This window comes from Streptomyces sp. SS7 (assembly GCF_037993025.1).
Lineage (GTDB): Bacteria > Actinomycetota > Actinomycetes > Streptomycetales > Streptomycetaceae > Streptomyces.
The window spans coordinates 855,917-868,935 of the sequence record NZ_CP141223.1 but is presented as its reverse complement, the minus strand read 5'-3'; the positions used below and the strand labels follow the sequence as shown (position 1 = coordinate 868,935).

Genomic DNA, 13,019 nt, shown 5'->3' with positions numbered 1-13,019 from the left:
CCGCCCGGCGGAGTCTCGTCCCGGGCCGGTCCGCTGCGACCGGATGGCGATCTTCTTCAGCCACTCGGCGGGGGTGGGCCCGACAGTTGCCGGATGTGCGCGGGGCAGCCGCGCTTCCAGCCTGGAGGCATGACACAGCGTGCGCGACACAAGGAGCGCGAGGACTTGACCAGCACGTCGGCCGACGTACCGGGCCGTGACGCCGTCCCTGGCAGCGGCGAGTTTCTGGAGTTCCTCGGTGGTCCCTCCGAACCGGCTGGCGGCTTTGCCGGCTCTGGGCTGGGCAGCACGGCGGTCGGGCTTGAGCGGACGGCGGAGCCGAAGCGCACGCGATGAGCTTTTCGAACCGGATCGATGGGTGCGTGCGTTTGAGTGGCCGGCCACTGCCCGCTCGTACGCCGCTCGGTCACTGCCGTGGGTGACTGGGCATGCGCTGAGGGCGAAGACGGAGCCGTCGGCGTGGACGGAGACGGGGCCGCCCCGGTTCTTGGCGAAGGTGAGGCGGGGGCGGACGCCGCGGCTCGCGTGGACGAGGGCGCGGTACTCCTCGACGTCGCCTCCGGCGAGAAGTCGGAAGACTTCCTTGTCTACGCCGGAGAACGCCTCGAGGCGGGGGCCGTTGAGGCGGAAGCCGTGGTCGGTGCCGACGTACTCGTTGCCGGAGAGGGCGTGGGCGGTGTCCTGGATGCTCATGCTGGCCGCGTGTTCGAGGCCGGTGAAGCGTTTGCGGCCCTGCCGGTCGGTCAGGCTGCCCACCAAGTGGTAGCGGCTGTGATCGATCGATCACAGTCGTGAGCCCGGCCTGGTTGAACCACAAGGCTGCAGACCGTGTGCTCCCTGATGAGGTGGCGTGCCACGGGGTCGATTACGGTCAGGTGGGACACGGCTTCGGATCGGACTGGGGGCTTCTCGTATCCGCAGGCCAGACGCCAATGGAGCATCAATCAGCCGTAGGACCGCTCGACCGCCTAACGCTTTAGGTGTGCTGACCGGAAATGCCAGGAGTGCGGTGAACGATTTCCAGGTCGATGCCGAAGGTGGGAGCCTTCTTGCCCGAGTGAAGTCGCTGTTCCTCGGTACCGTCGACTCCGACGCGTGCCCGTGTACAGTGAAGACCGCCCTTGACCTGCACAAAGCAGGCAGGGAGCCATCTTCCAGGAGTTCAACATGCTGCGCACCATGTTCAAGTCCAAGATCCACCGCGCCACCGTCACCCAGGCCGACCTGCACTACGTGGGATCCGTGACCATCGACGCCGACCTGCTGGACGCCGCCGACCTGCTGCCCGGTGAGCTGGTCCACATCGTCGACGTCACCAACGGCGCGCGACTGGAGACGTACGTCATCGAGGGCGAGCGAGGCTCGGGCGTGGTCGGGATCAACGGCGCCGCCGCCCATCTCGTCCACCCTGGGGATCTGGTGATCATCATCAGTTACGCTCAGGTCACCGACGCCGAGGCGAGGGCGCTGCAGCCGCGGGTCGTGCACGTGGACGGCGACAACCGGATCGTGTCCCTCGGGGCCGACGCCTCCGAGCCGGTCCCGGGCTCCGACCAGCGGCGCAGCCCTCAGGCTGTGTCCGTCTGAGCGACGCGTCGGCCGTACGTACCGACCGCCAGCCATCGCACCGGGAGTGCCCATGAGCGACATCGAGATCCGCGACGACCGCACGGCGGGCCGTCTCGAAGCCCTCGGCGAGGGGGCCGAGGTCATGGGCCGGATCGAGTACTTCGTGCTGGAGTCGCCCGCCCGCGCCCTCGTCCCGGTGCACACCGTCGTGGAGCCGGCCCACGAGGGCCAGGGCATCGCGGGCTCCCTCGCGCGCGAGCTGTACGGCATCGCCGCACGTGAGGGCGTCCCGGTCGCGCCGCTCTGCCCGTACGTCGTGAAGTGGGCCGCCCGTCACCCGGAGGAGGCCCCGCCGGCCGACCCCGCGCTGCTGAGCGCCGCCAAGGACTGGCTGCGCGCCCATCCTGGCCGTTTCTGACCGCCGGGCGGGGCCCACCCGGGTGAGTGTCCGGGGCGGAGCCGGGTACGCGGGGGAGTAGTCCAGAGCCGAGCGACACGACTGGCCGGAGGACACGATGACCACCCCACCCCCCGACCCCGCCCCACCTTCCCCGGGCCCACCGGACCCCTACCCCAGCCCGGTCCCCTCCCCGGAACCCCCTCCGGTTCCCCAGCCCCCACCCGTCCCGGGCCCACCCCCCGAACCGTCGCCGTCCCCCATCCCGCCCGGCCCGGAGCCACCTCCCTCCCCGGAACCGGGCCCACCGTTGACCTGACCTCCACTCGGAGGACAGGGCGCGCGGGCTGAAGGGCGGAGCCGAGGGCAGGTGACGTCAGGGGGCGGCGCTCAAAGAGACACCGCCCCCTGCGATCCCGCCGACGCCACCGGAAAACCGGCCGGCCGCCCCGGCGATCCCCGCGACCCCGGCGGCGCGGCCCGGCGTGACCGCTACGCCCCCACCTCCGACCGATCCCCACCCCACAACGTGTGGAACGCCCCCTCCCGGTCCACCCTCCGGTAGGTGTGCGCCCCGAAGAAGTCCCGCTGTCCCTGAGTGAGCGCCGCGGGCAACCGTTCCGCGCGCAGCGCGTCGTAGTAGGCCAGCGCCGCCGCGAACCCGGGCGTGGGCACGCCCTGGCGCACCGCGGCCACCAGCACCTCACGCCAGTCGTCCTGCGCGGCCCCGATCTCCGCCGCGAACGTCTCGTCCGACAGCAGACTCGGCAGATCCGCCCGCGCGTCGTACGCCTCCCGGATCCGGTCCAGGAACGCCGCCCGGATGATGCACCCGCCCCGCCAGATCGCGGAGACCGCGCCGAGGTCGATGTCCCAGCCGTACTCCTCGCTGCCCGCCGCGATCTCGTGGAACCCCTGCGTGTACGACACGATCTTCGACGCGTACAGCGCCTGCTCCACCCGGTCCGCGAACGCCGCCGCCTCCGCCTCGCCCAGCGGCGCCGCCTTCGGCCCGGACAGCCCCCGGGACGCCTCACGCAGCGCCGCGTGCCCGGACAGTGAGCGGGCGAAGACCGCCTCCGCGATCCCGGACACCGGCACGCCCAGGTCGAGGGCGATCTGGACCGTCCAGCGGCCCGTGCCCTTCTGTTCGGCCTGGTCCACGACCACGTCCACGAACGGCTCGCCGGTCGCCGCGTCCACGTGCGACAGCACCTCGGCCGTGATCTCGATCAGATAGGAGTCGAGCCGGCCCGTGTTCCACGTGCGGAAGATCTCCGCGATCTGCGCCGGCGTGTACCCGGCGACGTCCCGCAGCAGCTGGTACGCCTCACCGATCAGCTGCATGTCGGCGTACTCGATGCCGTTGTGGACCATCTTCACGAAGTGCCCGGCGCCGTCCGGCCCCACGTGCGTCACGCAGGGCGCGCCGTCCGCCGCCTTCGCGGAGATCTTCTCCAGCATCGGTCCGAGCGAGCCGTACGACTCCGTCGAGCCGCCCGGCATGATGCTCGGCCCGTGCAGTGCGCCCTCCTCGCCGCCGGAGATACCCGTGCCGACGAAGTGCAGGCCCTGCTCGCGCAGTTCGCGCTCCCGGCGCCGGGTGTCCGCGAAGTGCGCGTTGCCGCCGTCGATGATCATGTCACCGGGTTCCAGGAGCGGGGCGAACTCCCGGATGACCGCGTCGGTCGGCTCCCCGGCCTTCACCATGATCACCAGTCGGCGGGGCCGCTCCAGCGCCGCCACGAAGTCCTTGGCGCTCTCCGCCGCCACGAACGTTCCCTCGTGCCCGAACTCCTCCACCAGCGCGTGGGTGCGCGCCGCCGTCCGGTTGTGCAGCGCCACCGTGTAACCGTTGCGCGCGAAGTTGCGGGCGAGATTGCGGCCCATGACCGCGAGTCCCGTCACACCGATCTGCGCTGTAGTGCTCATAGGGCTGGCTCCTAGGGGTGGTGCCGGTCTGTTTCGTCCTAGGGGCCATCCTTACGGGTTTCCGCCGTCCGTGGGCGAACCCGGCGCGGCTGATTGCGGTCTTGTCACGGGCTGTGAACGGCCCGTACTTTTGCCCCTCCTGACGCTTGTCGAGGGGGAACCCCATGGCCGTACGCGGCCGGCACCGCCGGTACCAGCCGAACAGGATCAACCGGGCCTCACTCACGGTCACCGCGGGCGGGGCCGGTATGGCGATACCGCTCATCGGGGCCGGCGCGGCCCAGGCGGCCGACGTGGACACCTGGAACAAGGTCGCCGCCTGCGAGTCCAGCGGCAACTGGCACATCAACACCGGCAACGGCTTCTACGGCGGCCTGCAGTTCACCCGGTCGACGTGGGACGCGTACGGCGGCAAGCGGTACGCCCAGCGCGCCGACCTGGCCACCAGGGACCAGCAGATCGCCGTCGCGGAGAAGGTCCTGGACGGCCAGGGCCCCGGCGCCTGGCCGGTGTGCTCGGTACGGGCCGGACTGGCCCGGAACGGCGACACCCCCGACATCCACCCGAACGGCACCTCGGGCCACACCTCCGCGGGCGCGTCCACCCCGTCCGCCAAGAAGGCCAGGACGTCCCTGAAGGACGTACAGCCGCAGGCCACGCCCCAGTCCCGGGCCGGAACAGCCGAGATGTACACCGTCGTCCGCGGTGACACCCTCTCCGGCATCGCCGACACCGAGGAGGTCAAGGGCGGCTGGCGCCGGCTCTACGCGGCGAACCGGTCCACGATCGGCGCCGATCCCGACCTGATCCTGCCGGGCCAGCGCCTGAGACTGAGCGCCGCCGGGCCGAAGGCCCCCCCGAAGAGCCCGAGCCCGTCCAGATCCCGCACCGAGAAGGAGTCCGACGCCGGCGACAAGGCGCATACCGGCCATTCCCTGGTCGCCCCCGTCGCCGCCGCCACCGGGACCCCGTACCACGCGACCGGCTCCTCCTGGTCGAAGGGCTACCACACCGGCGTCGACTTCCCCGTCCCCACCGGGACCTCCGTGAAGGCGGTCGCCGCGGGCACGGTCGTCAGCGCGGGCTGGGGCGGGTCCTTCGGCTACCAGGTGGTCATCCGGCACGCCGACGGCCGCTACACCCAGTACGCCCACCTGTCCGCGATCGCGGTGCGGGACGGGCAGTCGGTGGGCGGCGGGCAGCGCATCGGGCGCTCCGGCTCCACCGGCAACAGCACGGGCCCGCATCTGCACTTCGAGGTGCGGACGGGGCCCGGCTTCGGTTCGGATGTCGATCCCCTGGCCTATCTGCGGGCCGGCGGCGTCAGGATTTGACCCGCACCCGATGCCGGTCGACGGCCGGCGTCGGGATGTAGGCCGCGCTCCACAGCGGGCTCTGCAGGAAGACCATCGCGCGGTCGCCCGGGTCCGGCTCCCCGGCCGGGACGTCGCGTGCGTCGAGGCGGTCCAGTCCGGCGAGCGGCTCCCCGGCCGCCTGGACCGGCACGCGCGGGTTCTCCGGCCGGTTGAGCCACTCCTGCCGCATGCCGTCCCGCAGCTCCACGGCCGCCAGCAGATCCTCCGGCAGGTCGGCCATGAGCGGTGCCGGGGCGGGTGCCGCCGCCGTCACAGCCGGCTCCGACGGTTCCACCGCTGCCACCGCTTCGGCCGCTCCGGGCGCTTCCGTCTCCACCGGCGCGGCCACAGCCCCGGCCACAGCGGATCCTGCTTGAAGACGCTCGGTGGTCAGCAGGATGAGCCCACCCGCCGCCACCACTCCACAGCCCAGGGCGAGCACGGTGCCCGTCGTGCCGTACCGGAACGTCTCGCCGAACATCGTGATGCCGACCGCGGCGGCCACCACCGGGTTGACCACGGTCAGCGTGGCCAGCGGCGCCGCGAGACCCGCGCCCCGGTAGGAGGCCTGCGACAGCAGCATGCCCGCCGTGGCCAGCACGCCGATCACCGCCAGCGAGGGCAGGTCGGCCGTCGAGACACCGTCGGTCCAGTCGACCGCGACGGTCTTGGTGAAGACGGACGACATGCCGAAGGCTATGCCGGACCCGGTCGCCAGCAGCATGCTGCGCACCGCCGGATGCCGGTGCGCGGCCCGCCCGGCCGCCATCAGGGCCACCACCGCGCCGGCGGTCACCACGGCCAGGCTCATCCGCTGCGCCGTGCTCAGCGACTGCGCGTCGGAGGCGCCGACCAGGGAGAGCAGACCCGCCAGACCCACCGTCGCCATGATCGCGCCCCGCCAGGCCGTCGCCCCGGCCCTGCGGCCGACGAACAGCGCGGCCATCGGCAGCGCGAACACGATGGTCAGGGCGCCCAGCGGCTGCACCAGGCTCAGCGGACCGTAGGCCAGCGCCACCACGTGCAGCAGCCCGCCGAGGCCGTTCAGCAGGACCGCCGCCCACCAGCCGGGGCGGCGCAGCGGCGCGTACTCCCCGTCCGGCGAGGACACCGCGACCTGCTCCTGCACGATCGCGCCGGAGGCGTACGCCACGGCGGAGACCAGCGACAGGACCACGGACAACGCGAGGGCGCTCATGAGCTGCTCCTCTGCGTGAGGCCGGGGCCCGGGACCCGGCGCGGCGAACGGTCGGCTTTCATGACCAACACGATGCCCTGTCGATCTGTTCCCGTCGTCGTCCCTGAGCACTCAATGCCTCCTACTGCCGATGGAGTACGACAGGACGACCGTCCTCCCCCAGGCGGGTGACGTCTGAGGGATCCCCCTGATCCCGGCCACGGCCGCGCTTGGTACTACTGCACGTCGTGGACCTCGACCCCCGACTCGCCGCGCTGCGCCCGCTCGGCGGCTTCTTCCTCCTGCGCGTGGCCGCACAGCCGCCGCGCCCCCTGCCGACCCTCGCGCATGTCTACGAGAACCAGTCGTCGGATGTTTACGGAGATCCGCTGACTTTCCGTGTCCGGAAGGTGAGCCGGACGCTCCGGGCCCCCGAGGAGCGGATCGGGGCCTCCGTCGCCCAGCAGGGGCTCGCGGCCCGGCTGTGGTCGGCGGCCCTCGGCTGTGCCGTCCTGTACGGCGCGATCCCCGACCTGGATCCGCGGCTGCTGCACTGGGACCCGGACGGCGGCGCCCCCGACGACCTCTGGCTGACCGAGGTCAGGGCACTGCCCGGGGACGCCGACGCCGCGACGCTCGCCGCCGCCGTCCTGGACGGGCATCTCGTGCCGCTGTCGGCGGCCCTGCGTGCCCACCACCGCGTCGCGCCCGGTCTGCTGCGGGGCAACGCGGCCTCCGCGCTGGCCGGGGCCGCCCGGCAGCTGGAGCAGTGGGCGTGGGCGCACGGACGCCCCGCGACCGCCGCACGCGCGCGTGACCTCACCGCCGACCTGCTCGCCCATCCCCTCCTCGCGGACACCGGCAGCCGCACCGACACCCCGGCCGGTACCGCCTTCCGCCGCCGCAGCTGCTGTCTCTACTACCGGGTGCCCGGCGGCGGGGTCTGCGGTGACTGTTGCTTCACACGACCCCCGCGCTCTTCCCCGCGCGCCCCGTCTGGGTGACCATGAAGGGAACCAGCCGCTGAGAATGGGGGGTTCCGGGTGCGAGTGGGACTGCTGACCCGGGAGTACCCCCCGGACGTGTACGGCGGTGCGGGCGTCCATGTCGAGTTCCTCGCCCGGGAGTTGCACCGCCTCGTCGACCTCGACGTGCACTGCTGGGGCGAGAGCTCGCAAAGGGAGCGCGCGGCGGGCGTCCGGCGCCACCGCCCCTGGGCCGCCCTGGACGACGCCAACGACGCGCTGCGCACCTTCTCGGTGGACCTCGCCATGGCCGCCGCCCTCGAAGGCCGCGAACTCGTCCACTCCCACACCTGGTACGCCAACCTCGCCGGCCGTCTCGCCCAGCAGCTGTACGGCGTGCCGCACGTGGTGACCGCGCACTCCCTGGAACCCCTGCGCCCCTGGAAGGCCGAGCAACTCGGCGGCGGCTACGCGCTGTCGAGCTGGGCCGAGCGGACCGCGCTGGAGGCCGCCGACGCGGTGATCGCCGTATCGGCGGCGATGCGCGAGGACATCCTCACCTGCTACCCCGCGCTCGCCCCGGAACGGGTGCACGTGGTGCACAACGGCATCGACACCGGTCTCTACCGCCCGGACCACGGCACCGACGCCCTGGCCAGGATCGGACTGGACCCGGACCGCCCCTACGTGCTGTTCGTCGGCCGCATCACCCGCCAGAAGGGCGTGCCCCATCTCCTGCGCGCCGTGCGGGACATCGACCCGGCCGCCCAGGTGGTGCTCTGCGCGGGCGCCCCCGACACGCCGGAGATCGACCGGGAGTTCCGCGACCTGTTCGCCGCGTTGAGCCGCGCCCGCGACGGCGTGCACTGGATCCCGCGCATGCTGCCGCGCCCCGAGGTGATCCAACTCCTCACCCATGCGGCCGTGTTCGTCTGCCCTTCGGTGTACGAGCCGCTGGGCATCGTCAACCTGGAGGCGATGGCCTGCGGCACCCCCGTGGTCGCCTCCCGGGTCGGCGGGATACCGGAGGTCGTCGAGGACGGGGTGACCGGTGTCCTCGTACCGCTCGACGAGGAGGCCGCCGTGTTCGAGGCGGGGCTCGCCCGGGCGCTGGACGCGGTCCTCGGCGATCCGGAGGCCGGACGCCGGATGGGTGAAGCCGGGCGGGTGCGCGCGGTGGACGAGTTCGGCTGGGACGCCGTGGCCCGGCGGACGGTCCGGCTGTACCAGGAGATCGTCAAACAGGCGTAGCGGGCCCCGCGGCGGGGCATCCATGGGTTCCAACCAGGGTGAGGAGAGCGGCCAATGCGTCGTGGTGGACCTTCTGTGCTCGGCATCGTGCTGGCGGGCGGCGAGGGCAAGCGCCTGATGCCCCTGACCGCGGACCGCGCCAAACCGGCCGTCACCTTCGGCGGCACCTACCGGCTCGTCGACTTCGTGCTGTCCAACCTCGTCAACGCCGACATCCTGCGGATCTGTGTGCTCACGCAGTACAAGTCGCACTCGCTGGACCGGCACATCACCACCACCTGGCGGATGTCCAGCCTGCTCGGCAACTACGTCACCCCGGTGCCCGCCCAGCAGCGGCTCGGCAAGCGCTGGTACCTGGGCAGCGCCGACGCGATCCTGCAGTCGCTGAACCTGGTCTACGACGAGCGGCCCGAGTACGTCGCCGTCTTCGGCGCCGACCACGTGTACCGCATGGACCCGCGCCAGATGCTCGCCCAGCACATCGACAGCGGCGCCGGGGTCACGGTGGCCGGGATCCGGGTGCCGCGCAGCGAGTCGTCCTCCTTCGGGGTGATCACCCCCGGCTCGGACGGCCAGACGATCGAGAACTTCCTGGAGAAGCCCGCCGACCCGCCCGGCCTGCGCGACGACCCCGACGCCGTGTTCGCCTCGATGGGCAACTACCTCTTCACCACCAAGGCCCTCATCGAGGCCCTCCAGCGGGACGCCGAGGAGGAGGACTCCGTGCACGACATGGGCGGCTCGATCCTGCCGCAGCTCACCCGTCGGGGCGAGGCCCACCTGTACGACTTCAGCGCCAACCACGTCCCCGGCGAGACCAGCCGCGACCAGGGCTACTGGCGGGACGTCGGCACGCTCGACGCGTACTACGACGCCCACATGGACCTGATCGCCGAGCGCCCCGCGTTCAACCTGTACAACCGCAGCTGGCCCATCTACACCCATTCCAACCAGCTCTCCCCGGCCCGTTTCAACGCGGGCGGCATGGCCAGCGAGTCGATCATCAGTGCGGGCTGCCTGATCCGCGGCCAGGTCAGCCGTTCCGTGCTCTCGCCCGGTGTCCGGGTCGACCCGGGAGCGGTCGTGCAGGGCTCGATCCTGCACGACAACGTCCACATCGGCCGGGGCGCGGTGGTGCGCGGCGCGGTCCTCGACAAGAACGTGGAGGTGCCGCCGGGCGCGACCATCGGGGTCAATCCCGAGCGTGACGGAGAGCTGTACACCGTGTCCGAGAACGGGGTCATCGCCCTCGGCAAGGGGCAGCAGGTGTCATGAACTTAATCGTCTGTTAACTGAGCGTAGCCTGAACATGCTTGACCGTAATCGCCTCCAGGGGGTTGACTGCTGCCTCACCCGTCGTCGACGCGAGGCAAGCCCTTGACTGCTGATGATCTCCTGGCACCTCTCGATCTCGCGTTCTGGAACATCGAGTCCCCCGAGCACCCGATGCACCTCGGGGCCCTCGGTGTCTTCGCCGCGCAGTCGTCCACCGCAGGCGCCCACGCGGCCGATCTGCTCGCCGCGCGCGCGGCGGCCGTGCCCGGGCTGCGCATGCGCATCCGGGACGTGTGGCGGCCCTTCGACCCCGTCCTCCCCCTCGACCTGCGCCGTCCGCTCGCCATAGGCGGTGCGGTGCGCGAGAGCGACCCCGACTTCGACCCCCACCGGCACGTCCTGCTGCACGCGCCCACGGCCGACTTCCAGACCGCGGCCGGCCGGCTCATGGAGCGTCCCCTGGAGCGGGACCGCCCGCCCTGGGAGGCGCACGTCCTGCCCGCCGAGGACGGTGCGTCCTTCGCCGTGCTGTTCAAGTTCCACCACGCCCTCGCCGACGGACTGCGCGCCCTGACGCTCGCCGCCGCCGTCCTGGACCCGATGGACCTGCCCGCGCCCCGGCCGCGCCCCGCCGAGCCCGCCCGGGGGCTGATCCCCGGTGTGCGCAGACTCCCCGGGCTGCTGCGCGGCGCCGTCTCCGACGTGGGGCGCGCCCTCGACATCGGCGCCTCCGTCGCCGTGTCGCGGCTGGGCGTACGGTCCACCCCCGCGCTCGCCGCCGCGCCCACCGGCACCCGCCGCACCGCCGGGGTGGTCCTCGACCTGGACGACGTGCACCGTGTCCGCAAGGTCGTCGGCGGCACCGTCAACGACGTCCTGATCGCCGTGGTGGCCGGCGCCCTGCGCAGCTGGCTGGACGAGCGCGGCGACGGCAGCGAGGGCGTACGCCCCCGGGCGCTGATCCCCGTCTCCAAGCGCCGCCCGCGCACCGCGCACCCACAGGGCAACCGGCTCTCCGGGTACCTGATGCGGCTTCCGGTCGACGACCCCGACCCGCTCGGCCGGCTCGCCCAGGTGCGCACCGCCATGGACGCCAACAAGGACGCCGGGCCCGGCCGGGGCGCGGGCGCCGTCGCCCTGCTCGCCGACCACGTCCCGGCGCTCGGCCACCGGCTGGGCGGACCGCTGGTCAGCCAGGCCGCCCGGCTCTGGTTCGACATCCTGGTCACCAGCGTCCCGCTGCCCAGCCTCGGGCTGCGGCTCGGCGGGAACCCGGTCACCGAGGTGTTCCCGTACGCCCCGCTGGCCCGCGGTCAGTCCCTGGCCGTCGCCGTCTCGACGTACCGCGGCCGGGTCCACTACGGGCTGGTCGCCGACGGCGAGGCCGTCCCCGATCTCGACCGGTTCGCGCAGGCGCTGATCACCGAGGTGGAGACGCTCATCACGGCCTGCGGTTCCTGACCGCCGGCGGTTTGGAGGAGAGGCCCGGCGCTCCGTAGACTTCCCCGTTCGAAAGCGGGCGCGGTCGGAGCGCCGCACTTCTCAGCAGGGAACAGCAGCGCGATGACGGTGACAGAGGACGGCTCGGCCGCCACCGAGGAGATGGTCTACGGCCCCGGCATCGACCCCGAGCGGCTGGCCGTCTGCCTCGGCGTGCTCGAGGAACTCGACAAGCTGGAGGTCGACCACCCGGACGCGATCGCGGTGCGCCGGGCCACCGCCGGCCTCTACCGCACGGTGAAGCAGCGCCGCCGCCAGGAGCGCCGGGCCGCCAAGACCGCCCACGACAAGGCGGTCACCGAGTCCACCGCGACCGGCTCCGCGCAGCGCATCGACGACGAGACCGAGGGCATCCTGCCGTCCTCGGTCACCGAGGCGGGCCGGATCGCCGGGATACTCCAGCGCCCGCGCTCCTGCTACACCTGCAAGACGCGGTACGTCGAGGTCGACTACTTCTACCACCAGCTCTGTCCCGGACTGCGCCCGGCTGAACCGCGCCAAGCGCGACGCCCGCGCCGACCTCACCGGCAAGCGGGCCCTGCTCACCGGCGGCCGCGCCAAGATCGGCATGTACATCGCGCTCCGGCTGCTGCGCGACGGCGCGCACACCACGATCACCACGCGCTTCCCCAAGGACGCCATCCGCCGTTTCAAGGCCATGGACGACTCAGCCGAGTGGATCGACCGGCTGGAGGTCGTCGGCATCGACCTGCGCGACCCGGCGCAGGCCGTGGCCCTCGCCGAGCAGGTGTCCGCGGCGGGTCCGCTGGACGTCCTGATCAACAACGCCACACAGACGGTACGGCGCCTGCCGACCGCCTACGCCGCGCTGGTCGACGGGGAGAGCGCCCCGCTGCCCGCCGGTGAACTGCCCGCCCACCACGTCATCGGCGCCTTCAACTCCGGCGCGGTCGACGGGCTGGCCGCGCTGCCCGTCGGCACCAGCGGCATGGACGCGCAGAAGGTCGCCGACCTCGCCCTGGTCGCGGGCAACGCCAGCGTCGCCCGGCACCTCGACGGCACCGCCATCGACGCGGGCGGGCTCGTCCCCGACGTCGTCGAGACCAACACCTGGGTGCAGACCATCGAGCAGATCTCCCCGGTGGAGCTGCTGGAGACCCAGCTGTGCAACTACACCGCGCCGTTCATCCTGATCAGCGCGTTGCGGCCGGCGATGGCCGCGGCGGCCCGGCGGGCGGCCAGCGGGCGCTCGTACGTCGTGAACGTCTCCGCCATGGAGGGCGTCTTCGGCCGGGGCTACAAGGGCGCGGGGCACCCGAACACCAACGCCGCCAAGGCCGCGATGAACATGGTCACCCGGACCAGCGCGCAGGAGATGTTCCAGACCGACGGGATCCTGATGACCTCCGTCGACACCGGGTGGATCACCGACGAGCGGCCGCACTTCGACAAGCTGCGGCTCGCGGAGGAGGGCTTCCACGCGCCGCTGGACCTGGTCGACGGGGCGGCCCGGGTGTACGACCCGGTGGTGCGGGGCGAGGCCGGCGAGGATGTCTACGGGGTCTTCCTGAAGGATTACGCGCCGGGCAAGTGGTAGGTGCGCCGGGGTGCGGGTGTGCCGGGGCCGCTCGCACGGC

At 72.4% G+C, this 13,019-nt stretch carries 10 protein-coding genes and 1 pseudogene; 9 read left to right on the top strand and 2 right to left on the bottom strand.

Annotation, left to right across the window (positions count from 1 at the left end; all coding sequences use genetic code 11):
- The first annotated feature begins 459 nt into the window (after window positions 1-459).
- From U5640_RS04045 to U5640_RS04035, 3 genes are all read left to right on the top strand, one after another.
- Entirely contained in the window at window positions 460-795 is a 336-nt protein-coding gene (locus U5640_RS04045; protein WP_340374417.1) for a hypothetical protein, read from the top strand.
- Between the two features lie 372 nt (window positions 796-1,167).
- Window positions 1,168-1,587, top strand: coding sequence for an aspartate 1-decarboxylase (gene panD / locus U5640_RS04040; protein ID WP_340374416.1), 420 nt, complete (start codon window positions 1,168-1,170; stop codon window positions 1,585-1,587).
- A 52-nt stretch (window positions 1,588-1,639) separates the two neighbouring features.
- The gene (locus U5640_RS04035; RefSeq protein WP_340374415.1) at window positions 1,640-1,987 is read left to right on the top strand and encodes a GNAT family N-acetyltransferase; all 348 of its coding nucleotides are present in this window, start codon (window positions 1,640-1,642) and stop codon (window positions 1,985-1,987) included.
- Between the two features lie 471 nt (window positions 1,988-2,458).
- Here U5640_RS04035 and gndA read toward each other — a convergent pair whose 3' ends face one another.
- Window positions 2,459-3,898 (bottom strand): NADP-dependent phosphogluconate dehydrogenase, encoded by a 1,440-nt coding sequence (gndA, locus tag U5640_RS04030; RefSeq protein WP_340374414.1) that lies wholly within the window; start codon window positions 3,896-3,898, stop codon window positions 2,459-2,461.
- A gap of 164 nt (window positions 3,899-4,062) precedes the next feature.
- Here gndA and U5640_RS04025 point away from each other — a divergent pair, with 164 nt between their 5' ends.
- Complete coding sequence (locus U5640_RS04025) at window positions 4,063-5,232, top strand: transglycosylase family protein (RefSeq protein WP_340374413.1); 1,170 nt, start codon at window positions 4,063-4,065, stop codon at window positions 5,230-5,232.
- Here the strand turns inward: U5640_RS04025 and U5640_RS04020 are convergent.
- Window positions 5,222-6,451 (bottom strand): DMT family transporter, encoded by a 1,230-nt coding sequence (locus U5640_RS04020; RefSeq protein ID WP_340374412.1) that lies wholly within the window; start codon window positions 6,449-6,451, stop codon window positions 5,222-5,224. The genes U5640_RS04025 and U5640_RS04020 overlap by 11 nt on opposite strands.
- Window positions 6,452-6,660: 209 nt before the next feature.
- Here U5640_RS04020 and U5640_RS04015 point away from each other — a divergent pair, with 209 nt between their 5' ends.
- The 5 genes and pseudogenes from U5640_RS04015 to U5640_RS03995 all read left to right on the top strand — a co-directional run bounded on the left by U5640_RS04015 (window position 6,661) and on the right by U5640_RS03995 (window position 12,979).
- On the top strand, window positions 6,661-7,434 hold the full coding sequence (locus tag U5640_RS04015; protein WP_340374411.1) for a (2Fe-2S)-binding protein: 774 nt from the start codon (window positions 6,661-6,663) through the stop codon (window positions 7,432-7,434).
- A 39-nt stretch (window positions 7,435-7,473) separates the two neighbouring features.
- Window positions 7,474-8,646: a glycogen synthase gene (glgA, locus tag U5640_RS04010; RefSeq protein WP_340374410.1), complete on the top strand. Its 1,173-nt coding sequence runs from the start codon at window positions 7,474-7,476 to the stop codon at window positions 8,644-8,646.
- 54 nt (window positions 8,647-8,700) lie between these two features.
- Window positions 8,701-9,921 (top strand): glucose-1-phosphate adenylyltransferase, encoded by a 1,221-nt coding sequence (gene glgC, locus U5640_RS04005; RefSeq protein WP_340374409.1) that lies wholly within the window; start codon window positions 8,701-8,703, stop codon window positions 9,919-9,921.
- 102 nt (window positions 9,922-10,023) lie between these two features.
- The gene (locus U5640_RS04000; RefSeq protein ID WP_340374408.1) at window positions 10,024-11,382 is read left to right on the top strand and encodes a wax ester/triacylglycerol synthase family O-acyltransferase; all 1,359 of its coding nucleotides are present in this window, start codon (window positions 10,024-10,026) and stop codon (window positions 11,380-11,382) included.
- A 102-nt stretch (window positions 11,383-11,484) separates the two neighbouring features.
- Window positions 11,485-12,979, top strand: a pseudogene (locus U5640_RS03995) (SDR family NAD(P)-dependent oxidoreductase).
- Window positions 12,980-13,019 lie beyond the last annotated feature (40 nt).

What these genes read in the sequence shown, in the direction of transcription:
- U5640_RS04025 (WP_340374413.1), top strand. Translation starts at nt 4,063, where the DNA reads ATGGCCGTACGCGGCCGGCACCGCCGGTACCAGCCGAACAGGATCAAC.
- U5640_RS04020 (WP_340374412.1), bottom strand. Translation starts at nt 6,451, where the DNA reads ATGAGCGCCCTCGCGTTGTCCGTGGTCCTGTCGCTGGTCTCCGCCGTG.
- glgC (WP_340374409.1), top strand. Translation starts at nt 8,701, where the DNA reads ATGCGTCGTGGTGGACCTTCTGTGCTCGGCATCGTGCTGGCGGGCGGC.
- gndA (WP_340374414.1), bottom strand. Translation starts at nt 3,898, where the DNA reads ATGAGCACTACAGCGCAGATCGGTGTGACGGGACTCGCGGTCATGGGC.
- panD (WP_340374416.1), top strand. Translation starts at nt 1,168, where the DNA reads ATGCTGCGCACCATGTTCAAGTCCAAGATCCACCGCGCCACCGTCACC.
- U5640_RS04035 (WP_340374415.1), top strand. Translation starts at nt 1,640, where the DNA reads ATGAGCGACATCGAGATCCGCGACGACCGCACGGCGGGCCGTCTCGAA.